This window comes from Oricola indica, assembly GCF_965227485.1.
GTDB lineage: Bacteria > Pseudomonadota > Alphaproteobacteria > Rhizobiales > Rhizobiaceae > Oricola > Oricola indica.
The window spans coordinates 1,341,401-1,355,461 of record NZ_OZ245747.1 but is presented as its reverse complement, the minus strand read 5'-3'; the positions used below and the strand labels follow the sequence as shown (position 1 = coordinate 1,355,461).

Below are 14,061 nucleotides of genomic sequence, written 5' to 3'. Positions count from 1 at the left end.
ACGTCACTGGCAACCAAACTGTATCTCGGTCATTAGCCTGTCATGACCAACACACGCGAAAAACTGCCGGTATTGCTTGTCGAGGACGATCCCCTGATCGCGCTCGACGCCGAAGATACGCTGACCATCGCGGGTTTCGCGTGCCTGCTCGCCTACAATACGGATACCGCGATGGACTTGCTGAAAGCTCACGAGATCCGCGCTGCGATTCTCGATTACGATCTCGGCGACGAGACGAGTCTCTGCATCGCCGAACAGGTATACGGGTCGGATATTCCCTACGCTTTCGTGACAGGCCGCAGCCGCGGGGAGATCATCGGCCACGCGCCCGGGCCCGTTGCGATTCTGTCAAAACCGGTCGACTATGCCGACGTCGCTCGCCAGCTCTCGATCGCCTAGACGCTTTCGACGTCCAGGCGGTCGGAATTGCCGCCACGAATGCGCACCCTCGTCCCTGCCGGCATGTCCTCGCCACTGACCCGCCAAAGCGTGTCGCCCAAGCGAACACGGCCGACGCCGTTAACGATCGGCTGTTCCAGCGTGGCGATTTGGCCGACCAATTGCGCGACCCGATCGTTCAGCGTCGGCTCATCGCTCTCGACCTCATTGCGCGATATCCACGACCGACCCGCATAGGCGAGCACGAGCGACAGGATCAGGAAGCCGAGCACCTGCACCTGCCAGACCCAAAGTTCCGCGCCCAGTCCCCAGACCATTAGCGAGATCGCGCCAATTACCAACGCCGCCGCGCCAAGCCATAAAAAGAAAATGCCAGGCGCAAGAATCTCGAGCCCGAGCAGGACAAAACCGAGAATAACCCAGCTCCAGCCGCCGAATTCCCGTATTGTTTCGAGGATCATCTTGGCGCCCGCCCGTCACTGCCGTCCGGGAACCGGCGGAACCGTCGGCGGCGCGGCACGCCCGCGTGCTTCCTCAAGCGCTCTGTCGCCGAACACTTCCTTGGCGATCGCCCCGATTCCGCCAAGCGAACCGATCAGCGAGGCTGCCTCCATCGGCAACATGACGATCTTCTGGTTCGGCGCCGAGCCGATTGTCTGCAGCGCCTCGGTGTATTTCTGGGCGACGAAGTAGTTGATCGCCTGGGTCGAACCGCCCGCAATGGCTTCGGACACCGACCGAGTCGCATTCGCTTCCGCCTCGGCAAGGCGTTCGCGGGCCTCGGCCTCGCGGTAGGCGGCTTCGCGCTCGCCCTCGGCCTTCAGGATCGCCGACTGCTTCATGCCCTCGGCGCGCAGGATCTGCGCCTGCCGTGCACCTTCGGCCTCCAGAATCTCGGCGCGTTTGTCGCGCTCCGCCTTCATCTGCCGGCCCATCGACGCGATGAGGTCGGCCGGCGGATTGATATCCTTGATCTCGATACGGGTGATCTTGATACCCCACGGGCTCGCCGCTTCGTCGACGACATGCAACAGCTTCGTGTTGATCGCATCGCGGTTCGAGAGCAACTCGTCCAGATCCATCGAACCCATCACGGAACGGATATTGGTCATTGTCAGGTTGAGGATGGCGTTTTCCAACCCCGAAACCTGATAAGCCGCCTTCGGCGCGTTCAGCACCTGGTAGAAGCAGACGCCGTCCGCCTCCACGGAAGCATTGTCGCGGGTGATCACGACCTGCGTCGGCACGTCCAGCACCTGCTCCATCATGTTCATCTTCGAGCCGATGCGATCGAAGAATGGCACGATAATATTGAGCCCGGGCTCAAGTGTGCGCGTGTAGCGTCCGAAACGCTCCACCGTGTAGGCAAATCCCTGCGGTACGGTCTTGATCGCCGCGAAAAGGATGATGACGACAAGCGCGGCGAAAACCGCGATGGCAATATCGAGACCGAACATAGAGCCCTCCAGACGCCGCAAATGGCATTAACCCCGAGCCCTTGTAATATGGGGATGTAAATCAGCCCTTACAAAGGCAACGGAATCCGATCCTGTCGGGCGCGCCTAGATCCACCCCTGCAATTCGCGACGAACCAGTGCCTCGATCACGGCCATGCCGTCATCGGAATCGTTGAGGCACGGGATATGGGTGAAGTTCTTTCCGCCATTCTCGTGAAAGATCTCGCCGCCCTCGCCCGCGATTTCCTCCAGCGTCTCCAGGCAGTCGGAAACGAAACCCGGATTGAAAACGGCAAGCGATTTCACGCCTTCCTGGGCGAGTTTCTCGATCGTCTTGTCGGTGTAAGGCTGCAGCCACTCCTCCGGCCCGAACCGCGACTGGAAACAGGTCAACAAACGTCCTTTTTCCCAGCCAAGCCGCTTTTCGAGCAGCCGCGAGGTTTTCTGGCAGTGGCAGTGATACGGATCACCGCGCTTGAAATAGCTTTGGGGAATGCCGTGATAGGAGGCGATCACCTTCTCGGGCACGAAATCAAGCGTCTCAAAATGCGCTTCGATCGATCGGGCCAGCGCCTCGATATAGACCGGCTCGTCGTGATAGGCCGGGACGGTGCGAATCGCCGGCATGAAGCGCGTCGCCATCAGCGATTCGAACGTCTTGTCGTTCACCGTCGCTGTCGTCGCGGCGGAATATTGCGGATAAAGCGGAAAGATGAGGATGCGGTCGCAACCCGCATCGCGCAGCCCGGTCATGCGGGAATCGATCGACGGATTGCCGTAGCGCATCGCCCAGTCCGTCACGATTTCCGGATGACCTGACAGAGCCGCGCCAAGCTTTTCCGCCTGTGAGCGCGTATAGGTGCGCAGGTAGCTCTCGTCGAGATCCTTGTTCCAGATCTGTTCATAGGCCTTGCCGACCTTGCCCGGCCTCGTATTGAGCACGATACCGAACAGGATCGGATACCACAGCGCCTTTGGCCACTCGATCACGCGTTTGTCTGTCAGGAATTCCTTCAGATACCGCCGCATGGAGGCGTAGTCCGTGGCGTCCGGCGTGCCAAGATTGACGAGCAGAACGCCGACCTTCTGGATTTTCACGGGCGGATGATCTGCCGGCAGCGGCCCGACGGCCCTCGCTTCGTCACGGTCGATTGTCGTTTTCATGTTCATGGCCGTTTTCCTTTGGCCGGAACTTAGCCGCGACCCGCGCAAATTCAATGCCGGGGCATGCGTCAATCCGCGCTTCAAACGAAAAAGGCGCGGGAATTTCCCGCGCCTTCGAATGTGCGAAGAAAGCAGAGCTTATTTCGGGATGACCAGTTCGGCACCGATATCGAGATCGGAGGAGTCCATATCGGGATTGGCCTCGGCGATCTTGGTCCACATCGTCGCGTCGCCGTAATATTTCCGGGCGAGATCCCAGAAATTGTCGCCACGCACGATCGTGTGCTTGGTCTCTTCCATCATGGCCTCGCCCTCGGACATCCCCTCGGTCTCCGCCATCTCCTCTGTTTCAGCCATCTCTTCGGTTTCGGCCACCTCTTCGGACTCAACCATCGGCGGTTCGGTCGAAAGCGCGCCTGCGCCAAGTGAGGTTTCCGGCACTTCGACATTCACGTCGGCCGCCGGCTCCTCGGCCATGGCTTCCTCGGTCGCGGCTTCTTCCGCAGCCGGTTCCGCGGCCGCTTCTTCCATTGCCGGCTCTTCTTCCATGGCTGACTCATCCGCCATCGCCTCGGCGACGGTGATACGGCCATCCGTGTAGGGCTCATACGGGCTGTTGGCGGCGACATAGTCCGCGACCACGGTTTCGAGACCCGGACCGTAGTCATAGGCATTCATGCCGCTATCCGCGAACACCGAGTAACCGTCGCCGCCGGAACGCATGAAATTGTTGGACACAACCCCGTAAGTCGCTTCCGCATCGATTGGTGCAAACGCGCCGCTCGCATCCGCAACCATCACATCGGAGATGCGCGAACCCGGTTCCCTGGAGGTGTCGAACGTGAACTTCAACCCGGCAACCTGCGGGAATCGTCCGCCGCCATCCTCGACCTGACTGACGCCGTTTTCCAGCGCGACCAGCACGTCCGAACCCTTGAGCTGGAAAGTCGCCAGCGTGTTCTGGAACGGAAGAACAGTAAGGACTTCGCCCATCGTCACCTCGCCGGCGTCGATGGAGGCGCGCAGCCCTCCGCCGTTCTGGATCGCGATCTGGACGCCCTGATCCTTCACCCGATCGAGCATCGCATCGGCAACGAGGTTGCCCATGGAGCATTCCATGGCGCGGCAGACATCTCGGTTGCCCTCGATTGCGTCCGCCGAATCGCCGATGACCTTCCCTTTCAGCTCCTCGATCGGCGCAGCCAGTTCGGCGATACGGTCCAGCGATTCCTGATCGGGTGTCACGGATGCATCCATCACGATGGGCTCGCCGGTCGCTTCCGTTACGACGCCTTCATCGGAGAACACGACCTTCAGATCGCCGAGATATTTCGAGTAGGCATAGGCCTGCACGACCGGCACCTTGTAGCCGTCCGGATTGTCGACCCATGTCGGGTACGGTCCGGCGGCGCCTTCGGCTGTGTTCGACAGGAAAGTGTTGGTGTGACCGCCAACAACCACGTCCACGCCCGGGATCTTCGCGATCGCCGCCAGATCGCGTGGATAGCCCACATGGGTCAGCGCGATCACCTTGTTGACGCCCTCGCCGGTCAGTTCCTCGACCGCAGCGGTGATCTTCTCGACATCCTCGGCGATCAGAACATGCTCGCCGGGAGAGGAGAGTTCGCCGGTGTCGTTGGCAACCGCACCAACAATACCAATTTTCTCGCCACCTTTCTCGATGATCACATAGGCCGGAATCTTGTCGGCAAGCGCGGATGCGCCGTCAGCGACGACGTTTGCCGATATCGCCGGAAAATCGATTTTCTCGAGGAAGGGCGCGAGACCTTCTTCGCCGTCATCGAATTCGTGGTTGCCGATCGTCATGACGTCGGTGCCCATCTTGTTCAGGAACTCGGCCTCAACCTCTCCCTTGTAGGTCGTGTAGAAAAGGGAGCCCTGGAAATTGTCGCCTGCGTTGAGGAAAAGCAGGTTGCCGTCGCCGACACGTTCGCGCGCGGCGGCCGCGGCGGTCACCAGTCGCGCAACGCCGCCAAAGCACGCGCCTTCAGCCTCGTCGTCCGCCGAGCAGGTCGAGTCATACTTGTTGATGGACTCGATGCGGCTGTGCAGGTCGTTGATGTGGATGATGTTCAACTCGTAGTCGGCGCTGGCCGTGGCCGTTCCGATCGCCAGTGCGGAGACGCTGAGCGTGGCAAGTTTCAGAATTCGGTTCATTTCATACTCCCTGGTCGGTAGGCGCGCGGGGGCTTGCAGCGCCGTGCGGCCGACTCATTGCATCGCGATGTAACGATTGAACGAAGCCGGCCGTTGCCCGCAATGTTTTCACTGCGCGCACCGCTTGGCAAGGCGTTTTGAGGCGAATTCCGCGCCCGCGGGACAATTCGCCGAAGCTGTGTATGGAAGGCGGCCGGTTGGCCGGTCAGCCCCGCCGCACCAGCGAGAACTGGCGACCGGTGTTTTCCGTACAGTTCATTGAACTGCTGCCCGCGACCAGCAGGCAATTCGCCTGGATACGCTCGCCCCGCACGATCGCGAGATAATCGAGCGAAAGGGAATTGGAGCCGGTGTAGTTGTAGCTCCCCTGCGCCGACTTGTTGCCGGTGTCGGTCGCCACGGCCGTGAAGCTGCCGTTCCTGAAGGTCGCGGCGATATTCCCGCCGGGATCGCCCCAGTTTCCTTCGGCCGGACCCGAGCGCATGGCAAAACGCCCGCCACCGCCCGGTGCGTCCATGACGCAGCCGGCAAGTGTTGTCAGCGCGATGAGAGTGGCGCCGAAAGCACCGGCCTTGATCATGTGACGGGAGAGCATTGTGCACCTCGCTTGGGAATCGGTTGTCTCAATATACGGTATTTTTACTATACGTGAAGTCGCGAAAACTATCACGACGTCACAGTACCTGTCGGTCAGTGAACAAGAATGTTGCGGAACTGCCACGGATCGGACGTGTCGATGTCCTCCGGGAAGAAGCCCGGACGGTCGGATAGCGGCGTCCAGTCGGAGTAATAGCCTTTCACCGGGCCGAGATAGGGCAATTGCACTTCAAGGCACCGCCGGTAGTCCATTTCGTCGGTTTCGACGATACCGGCTTCCGGGTTTTCCAGCGCCCACACCATGCCGGCCAGCACCGCCGAGGTGACCTGCAGGCCGGTCGCGTTCTGATAGGGCGCGATCTCTCGCGTTTCCTCGACCGAAAGCTGCGATCCGAACCAGTAGGCATTCTTCTTGTGGCCGTAGAGAAGCACGCCCAACTCGTCGATACCATCGACAAGCTGGTCCTCCTCCATCACCTCGAATCGCGACTGCGCCTTTCCGGCCTGTCCGAACATTTCGTGCAGCGACAGCACCGCATTGTTGCAGGGATGATAGGCGTAATGACAGGTCGGCCTGAACGTGACCTCGCCCTTCCGGTTGTGCGCCGTGAAGAAATCCGAAATCGAAATCGCCTCGTTATGCGTGACGAGAAAACCGTATTGCGGGCCTGGCGTGGGGCACCAGGTACGCACGCGCGTCGCGGCGCCCGGCTGGTCAAGCCAGATCGCGGCCTTGCAGCCCTTCTTGTGTTTGCGGGCATTCTTCGGCTCCCAGGTTTCGTGCGTGCCCCAGCCGAGTTCGGCCGGCTGCAGCCCCTCCGCGACGAAGCCTTCCACCGACCATGTGTTGGAGAAGACGTCCGGTTCCTTCGGCGTCTTGGAGCGTTGCGTATCGCGCTCCGCGATGTGGATACCTTTCACACCGACCTTTTTCATAAGCTTCGCCCAGCCTTCGCGGTCCTCCGGCTTGGGCTCCGTGAATTCGAGACCGCTGTCCTTGGCGAGATTGACGAGCGCCTGCTTGACGAACCAGGACACCATGCCCGGATTGGCCCCGCAACAGGAGACGGCCGTCGTGCCGCCGGGGTTCTTTTTCTTCTCCCGGCGGACGGTCTCGCGAAGGGCGTAGTTGGTGCGCGTGGAGTTGTCGGCCTCTTCGTCGAAATAGAAGCCGAGCCACGGCTCGACGACGGTGTCGATATAGAGAACGCCCAGCTTGCGGCAGTATTTCATGATGTCGAGCGACGACGTGTCGACGGAAAGGTTGACGCAAAAGCCACGGCCTTCGCCTTCTGTCAGAAGCGGCCCGAGAACTTCCTTGTAATTGTCTTCGTTGAGCGCCACCTGAACGTGACGCAGCCCGTGCCTCTCCATCAGGGCGCGGTCGGCTTCGATGTCGCGCGGCTCGATGACGGTGAAGCGATCCTTGTCATAGGAGAAATGCCGTTCGATCAACGGCACCGTGCCACGCCCGATAGAGCCAAAGCCGATCATCACGACCGGTCCCGTGATTTCGCCGTATACGGGCCAGGTTTCACTCGCCATCCGAACCATTCTCCAACTCTTGCAAAGCCTCTTGATGGACTGCCGCTAAACCACACCAGACTGTCATAATAAAGGGAAAAGGCCGTCGCCCGGTTTGGTTCCGCTCCGCGAATACCGACAGCAGGGCTTTCTGAAACGGCAAATCCGCGCTATTTGCCCCCCGACAATCAAACGCAGGAACAGGATATCGACATGCCCGCCTATCGTTCACGCACAACCACCCACGGCCGCAACATGGCCGGCGCCCGCGGACTGTGGCGCGCCACGGGCATGAAGGACGGCGACTTCGGCAAACCGATCATTGCGGTCGTCAACTCCTTCACGCAGTTCGTGCCCGGCCACGTCCACCTCAAGGACATGGGCCAGTTGGTCGCCCGCGAAATCGAGGCGGCCGGCGGTGTCGCCAAGGAATTCAACACGATCGCGGTCGATGACGGCATCGCCATGGGCCATGACGGCATGCTCTATTCGCTGCCGAGCCGCGAGATCATCGCCGACTCGGTCGAATACATGGTCAATGCGCATTGCGCCGACGCAATGGTCTGCATCTCCAACTGCGACAAGATCACGCCCGGCATGCTGAATGCGGCGATGCGCCTCAACATCCCGGCCGTCTTCGTCTCCGGCGGTCCCATGGAAGCGGGCAAGGTCGTCTTGAATGGCAAGACCAAGGCGCTCGACCTGATCGACGCCATGGTCGCCGCCGCCGACGACAAGGTGACAGACGACGAGGTCCAGGCCATCGAACGCTCCGCCTGTCCGACCTGCGGGTCGTGTTCGGGCATGTTCACCGCCAACTCGATGAACTGCCTCACCGAGGCGTTGGGCCTGTCACTTCCGGGCAACGGTTCGACGCTTGCCACGCATGCCGATCGCAAGCGGCTGTTTGTCGAGGCCGGGCATCTGATCGTGGATATCGCCCGCCGCTACTACGAGCAGGAGGACGACAGCGTCCTGCCGCGCAATATCGCCTCAAAAGCGGCCTTCGAAAATGCAATGGCGCTCGATATCGCCATGGGCGGATCGACCAACACGGTGCTGCACATCCTGGCCGCCGCCCATGAGGGCGAGGTGGACTTCACGCTGGACGATATCGACCGTCTGTCGCGCAATGTCCCGTGCCTTTCCAAAGTAGCGCCGGCCAAGGCCGACGTTCACATGGAGGATGTCCACCGCGCGGGCGGCATCATGCGCATCCTCGGCGAACTCGACCGCGGCGAATTGATCAATCGCGACTGCCCGACCGTCCATTCGGCGACGATCGGCGACGCGCTCGACCGCTGGGACATCAGACGCACGAACAGCGAAGACGTGCGCACCTTCTTTAGCGCCGCGCCGGGCGGCGTGCCGACCCAGGTCGCCTTCAGCCAGGAAGCGCGCTGGAAAGATCTGGATACCGACAGCGAGAAAGGCGTCATCCGCTCGGTCGAGCATCCGTTCTCAAAGGATGGCGGCCTCGCGGTTCTGAAAGGCAACATCGCGCTCGACGGCTGTATCGTGAAAACGGCCGGCGTCGATGAGTCGATCCTGAAATTCACGGGTCCGGCCCGCGTCTTCGAAAGCCAGGATGCGGCGGTCAAGGCAATCCTGTCGAACGAGATCAAGGCCGGCGATGTCGTGGTCATCATCTATGAAGGCCCGAAGGGTGGCCCCGGCATGCAGGAGATGCTGTATCCGACCAGCTATCTGAAGTCGAAAGGCCTCGGAAAGGCTTGCGCGCTGATCACCGACGGGCGTTTCTCGGGCGGAACGTCCGGTCTCTCCATCGGCCACGCCTCGCCGGAAGCGGCGAATGGCGGCGCAATCGGTCTGGTGCGCGAAGGCGACACGATCGAGATCGATATCCCCAACCGAACGATCAATCTCGCGGTTTCGGATGCCGAACTGGACAAGCGCCGCAGCGAGCAGGACGCCAACGGCTGGAAGCCGTCGGGACCGCGCAAGCGCAACGTCACGACGGCGCTCAAGGCCTATGCCGCCTTTGCCGCTTCCGCCGACAAGGGCGCGGTTCGCATCCTGCCGGAGTGATCGTCCGCGCAGAAACGGAAAGAGGCCGGCCCTCACGGAGCCGGCCTTTTCTTTATCCGCTCGCCTGTTCGCGTAGCCACCCGACGAGCCGTTCGCGGCCTTCCGCGAGCCCCTTGTAGGCAAGCTGCTTGGCATTCAGCGCCGCGAGCTGCTTCTCCAACCCGCTAGCAAGATCCTGTCCTCCGGGATGGCGCGGAAGAACCGACAGCGGGTCGAGATGGATGCGGATCGTGAACAGGATGTCGCCCGAGACCGGCATCTTGCGCAGCGTCTGGCGTTCCACCCTCAGATAGACGGTTTCGACCGGTTGTCCGGCGAGGAAGCCGCCCTGTCCCTCGGTCGCCTCGTCACGCTGGTTCTTCGAGCGCGGATGATACAGATCGGCGTTTTCCTGCAACGACCAGTTCATCCGCTCGACGGGCAACTCGACCTTGAGGCTGTCGAAGATTCGTTCGATCAGTCCGGCCGTGCGCGTGCCCGGCCCGAAAGCCGGAACGGTGGTGTGGATAATCTGGAGCGGCCTGTCGAATTTCTCCGCCAGTGACCACGACGAGGGAAAACAGAGCGACGCTGCGACGAGCCGCCAGCCGTCGTCGAATTTGCGCATCAGCACCAGATCTTCCGGCACCAGCATTGATGCAGTCCTCAGCGGCGCCGGATCGTCCGGATCGAGGCGCACGCGGCGGCGCCCGTCGCCGATGACCAGTTCCGCCGCTTCACGGCGATAGGCGGCCGGAAAGCGATCCGGCAGGTAGTGGACGAGTGCATCGAGCACTTCGCCTTGCGCCGCGACCGTATCGGAACGCGCCATGAAGACACGTTCCGGAACGCTTGCGAATAATCGTTCCTTCTCGGCGAGATAGGTTTCGAGGTCGTCTTCCGGCTCGATCCAGTCGTTCACATCGAACGGCTTCAGCCCGATCGTGAACGGCGTTGCCGACCCGTCATAGGGCGTATGGACCGGCCTCGTCACCCTGTCGGCCTCACGCGTCGGTTGCTTCCAGTTCGTCGATGATGCCCTCGATGACCGACAGGCCCCTGGACCAGAAAGCCGGGTCGGATGCGTCGAGCCCGAAAGGCGCCAGCAGTTCCGAATGGTGCTTGGTGCCGCCGGCGCGAAGCATGTCAAAATACTTCGCCTGGAAGCCGGATTCGGCGTCCTGGTAGACCGCGTAGAGCGAGTTCACGAGGCAATCGCCGAACGCATAGGCGTAGACATAGAAGGGCGAATGGATGAAATGCGGAATGTAGGTCCAGAAGGTCTCGTAGCCCGCCGGCAAACGGATGGCCGGCCCGAGGCTCTCGCCCTGCACGCTCATCCACAACTCTCCGATCTGGTCGGAAGTCAGTTCGCCGTTTCGCCGTTCCGTGTGGACCTTGCGCTCGAACTGGTAGAAGGCGATCTGGCGGATGACCGTGTTGATCATGTCTTCCGCCTTCTGGGCCAGCATCGCCTTGCGCTCGCGCTTCTCGGTGGTGTTGTCGAGCATCGAGCGGAAGGTCAGCATCTCGCCGAACACGGATGCCGTTTCGGCCAGGGTCAGCGGCGTCTGCGCCATAAGCGCGCCCTGTTCGCCGGCCAGGACCTGATGCACGCCATGCCCGAGTTCATGGGCGAGCGTCATCACATCGCGCGGCTTGCCCATATAGTTGAGCAACACATAGGGATGGGCGGACGGGACGGTGGGGTGCGCGAACGCGCCCGGCGCCTTGCCCGGACGCGCCGGCGCGTCGATCCACGACTTGTCGAAGAAGCGGCGCGCGATATCCGCCATCTCGGGCGAAAACGCTCCATAGGCCGAAAGCACGGTGTTTCGGGCGTCTTCCCAGCCGATTGTCGCCTGCGGCGTCTCGGGCAGAGGCGCGTTGCGATCCCAGGCTTCAAGCACGTCCAGCCCGAGCCATTTCGCCTTCATCGCGTAGTAGCGGTGTGAAATGCGCGGATAGGCATCGCGCACTGCCTCCGTCAGCGCATCGACAACCTCGCGTTCGACACGATTGGCGAGGTGCCGGCTGTCGGCGATATCCTGGAAGCCGCGCCAGCGGTCTGAAATCTCCTTGTCCTTCGCGAGCGTGTTGGTGATCAACGTGAAGGTCGACAGGTTCTTGCCGAAGGTCTCCGTCAGGGCATGGAAGCCCTTTTCGCGCCGCGACCGGTCATGGTCCTGCAAGAGATTGAGCGTCGACTCGATCGCAAGCTCCTCGCCGTCCACGGTGAAGCGGAGCGCCGTCATCGTCTCGTCGAAGAGCCGGTTGAATGCGCCGCGTCCCGTCAGCGACTTCTCATGAAACAATTGCTCGACGCGATCCTCGAGCTGATAAGGCTTTTCCTTGCGAAGATCCTCCACCCACGGCCGGTAATGCGCCAGCAAATCGTCCTCGGAAAGGGCGCGCTCCAGCGCTTCGTCCTCGATCCGGTTCAGCTCCAGCGCGAAGAAAAGTAGGTTCGAACTGATGTCGGTGAGCTGCTGCTGCATGTCCCCGTAGAACTTGGCCTTGGCCGGATTGGCCGTCTCGCCGGCATAGGTCAGGCTCGCAAACGCCATGATCCGCCCAAGCAGTTCCTCCAGTTGCTCGAATGCCGCGATTGCCTTGCCGAGAGATCCGTTTCCGGCGGCAAGCGACAGCTTGCCTTTCCACGTATCGGAGAACCAAACCGCCTCGGCGGCGGCGCGTTCCAGATCGTCCTTCAGTTCCGGCGCATCGATCGAGGGATAGAGATCGCCGAGGTTCCATTCCGGCAGATCGCCGAACTGTGCCGCTGCCGCGCCCTCGGCGGGTGATCGACTCGCAAGGTCTTCCCGCAGAAAGGTCGAATGATGAATCATGGATCTGCCCCGCATGTCCGCCGGCAAATGCCCGGCGATCGTTAAACTTTGACCGGCAGGCTTAGCCCGCCCTTGAGATATATGTGCCAACCTGGCGCACAGGAGAAAATCCGGGTGCCTGCTACCGGAACATACTAAAGGTACGAAGCCATTCAAGCGATGAGTGCGCATATCCTCATAGCCGATGACGATCCTGTCCAGCGTCGCCTGATCGAGGCGGCGGTTGGACGCCTCGGCTATTCGTCCAGCGTGGTCGATGGCGGCGCAAAGGCGCTCGACGCCATCACCGATCCGGACGCGCAAATCGACGCCATCCTGCTCGACCTCGTCATGCCGGATATCGATGGCCTTACCATCATGCGCGCGATGCGCGAGCGCGACATCGAAACCCCCGTCATCGTTCTGACCGCACAGGGCGGTATCGATGTGGTCATTTCCGCGATGCGGGCCGGCGCCTTCGATTTCCTCGTCAAGCCGGTCTCGCCCGAACGGCTAAAATGCGCGCTCGAAGCCGCGATCAAGGTCAAGACGCGCCAGACCCGTGACGCTGGCGAAAATGGCGCATCCGCCCGACACAGGATGATCGCCGGTAGCGAGGCAATGGATCGCGTTCGCGCCCTGATGCGCAAGGCGGCCGCCAGCGACATACCCGTCCTGATCGAGGGCGATTCCGGTACCGGCAAGGAACTGATCGCCCGCGCGATCCAGGCCGAGAGCATCCGCTCGAACAAGCCTTTCGTCGTCGTCAATTGCGGCGCGATTCCGGAGAATCTGATAGAGAGCATCCTGTTCGGTCACGAGAAGGGTGCGTTCACAGGCGCGACGGAAAAGCACACCGGCAAATTCGTCGAGGCCAATGGCGGCACCTTGTTCCTCGACGAGATCGGCGAACTCCCGCTGGAAGCGCAGGTCAAGCTGCTGCGCGCCATCCAGGAAGGTGAAATCGAACCCGTCGGATCGCGCACGATCAGAAAGGTCGATATCCGTTTCATCTCGGCGACCAATCGCGACCTGATCGCAGCCATCAAGGCCGGGCGATTCCGCGAGGACCTGTTCTACCGGCTCAATGTCTTTCCCATTCTGGTGCCCGCTCTTCGCCAGCGCGATACCGACATTCCCCAACTGGTTCATCATTTCATCGAGATGTACAGGCGCGAGCAACGCAGCTTCCGCGCGCGCGGAATATCACCGGAAGCGCTGGCGCTGCTCCAGGCTCACGACTGGCCGGGAAACATCAGGCAGCTTCAGAATGCCGTTTTCAGGGCGATGGTCCTTTGCGACGGCAAGACCCTCCAGGTGTCTGATTTCCCGCAGATACAGGCTCAGGTGCACGGCATCGATCCCGAAGAGCTTTCCGGGGCCGGCGGCAGGGAAACTCTCGCCTCCACGCCTCCTCTCGACAGCGCCCTGTCCAGCCCCGCCGACAGCGCGAATTCGGTCTGGCGCGAACCAGCGCAACCGGCGGACATGCTGCGCATTCTCGACAGCACCGGCAACGTCCGTCCGCTGGTCGAACTCGAAGCCGAGGCAATCGCCTTCGCGATCGACCATTACGGCGGCCAGATGAGCGAAGTCGCCCGCCGGCTCGGAATCGGCCGCTCGACGCTTTATCGCAAGCTCAAGGAATATAATCTCGACCAGGCCGAACTGGCCGCCGAGTAACCACCCGCCGCGTATCCAGCAGGTCCCGCCCATTGCACATATGCAATTGGTAACCATGAAGTTTTGCGCGTTTCGCCCCGCGCCGTTTTGCCATCGTATCACCGCATTTTCCGATCATCAGGGCCGGATATCGGGGGAACACCGGGGATACGTGGTGCAGATTGCCCTTTCGCAAGGTTTCCGACTGGATTTTACCGGCTATC

General features: G+C 61.5%; 11 protein-coding genes. 3 read left to right on the top strand and 8 right to left on the bottom strand.

Annotated elements, in window-relative coordinates; genetic code table 11:
* Window positions 1-42 precede the first annotated feature (42 nt).
* Window positions 43-399, top strand: a complete 357-nt coding sequence (locus tag ACQK2M_RS06895) for a response regulator (RefSeq protein WP_425417186.1) — start codon at window positions 43-45, stop codon at window positions 397-399.
* On the opposite strand, the gene ACQK2M_RS06890 is transcribed toward ACQK2M_RS06895, so the two are convergent.
* The 6 genes from ACQK2M_RS06890 to ACQK2M_RS06865 all read right to left on the bottom strand — a co-directional run bounded on the left by ACQK2M_RS06890 (window position 396) and on the right by ACQK2M_RS06865 (window position 7,340).
* Window positions 396-860 (bottom strand): NfeD family protein, encoded by a 465-nt coding sequence (locus ACQK2M_RS06890; RefSeq protein WP_425417185.1) that lies wholly within the window; start codon window positions 858-860, stop codon window positions 396-398. The genes ACQK2M_RS06895 and ACQK2M_RS06890 overlap by 4 nt on opposite strands.
* Before the next feature lie 15 nt (window positions 861-875).
* Window positions 876-1,856 carry an SPFH domain-containing protein gene (locus tag ACQK2M_RS06885; protein WP_223476050.1) on the bottom strand — a complete coding sequence of 327 codons (981 nt, stop codon included), beginning with the start codon at window positions 1,854-1,856 and terminating at the stop codon, window positions 876-878.
* 105 nt (window positions 1,857-1,961) lie between these two features.
* Complete coding sequence (gene hemH, locus ACQK2M_RS06880) at window positions 1,962-3,026, bottom strand: ferrochelatase (RefSeq protein WP_425417184.1); 1,065 nt, start codon at window positions 3,024-3,026, stop codon at window positions 1,962-1,964.
* Between the two features lie 132 nt (window positions 3,027-3,158).
* A complete protein-coding gene (locus tag ACQK2M_RS06875; protein WP_425417183.1) occupies window positions 3,159-5,198 on the bottom strand; it encodes a 5'-nucleotidase C-terminal domain-containing protein in 2,040 nt (679 codons plus the stop codon).
* Between the two features lie 205 nt (window positions 5,199-5,403).
* The gene (locus ACQK2M_RS06870) at window positions 5,404-5,793 is read right to left on the bottom strand and encodes a hypothetical protein (protein ID WP_223476053.1); all 390 of its coding nucleotides are present in this window, start codon (window positions 5,791-5,793) and stop codon (window positions 5,404-5,406) included.
* Window positions 5,794-5,888: 95 nt separating this feature from the next.
* Window positions 5,889-7,340, bottom strand: coding sequence for a homospermidine synthase (locus ACQK2M_RS06865; protein WP_425417182.1), 1,452 nt, complete (start codon window positions 7,338-7,340; stop codon window positions 5,889-5,891).
* 192 nt (window positions 7,341-7,532) lie between these two features.
* Here ACQK2M_RS06865 and ilvD point away from each other — a divergent pair, with 192 nt between their 5' ends.
* Window positions 7,533-9,368 (top strand): dihydroxy-acid dehydratase, encoded by a 1,836-nt coding sequence (gene ilvD / locus ACQK2M_RS06860; protein WP_425417181.1) that lies wholly within the window; start codon window positions 7,533-7,535, stop codon window positions 9,366-9,368.
* 52 nt (window positions 9,369-9,420) lie between these two features.
* Here ilvD and ACQK2M_RS06855 read toward each other — a convergent pair whose 3' ends face one another.
* Together ACQK2M_RS06855 and ACQK2M_RS06850 are read right to left on the bottom strand one after the other, a co-directional pair.
* Window positions 9,421-10,341 (bottom strand): heme-dependent oxidative N-demethylase family protein, encoded by a 921-nt coding sequence (locus ACQK2M_RS06855; RefSeq protein ID WP_425417180.1) that lies wholly within the window; start codon window positions 10,339-10,341, stop codon window positions 9,421-9,423.
* Window positions 10,342-10,351: 10 nt separating this feature from the next.
* Window positions 10,352-12,196 (bottom strand): M3 family oligoendopeptidase, encoded by a 1,845-nt coding sequence (locus tag ACQK2M_RS06850; protein ID WP_425417179.1) that lies wholly within the window; start codon window positions 12,194-12,196, stop codon window positions 10,352-10,354.
* Between the two features lie 159 nt (window positions 12,197-12,355).
* Here ACQK2M_RS06850 and ACQK2M_RS06845 point away from each other — a divergent pair, with 159 nt between their 5' ends.
* Window positions 12,356-13,858, top strand: a complete 1,503-nt coding sequence (locus ACQK2M_RS06845) for a sigma-54-dependent transcriptional regulator (protein WP_425417178.1) — start codon at window positions 12,356-12,358, stop codon at window positions 13,856-13,858.
* Window positions 13,859-14,061: the final 203 nt, after the last annotated feature.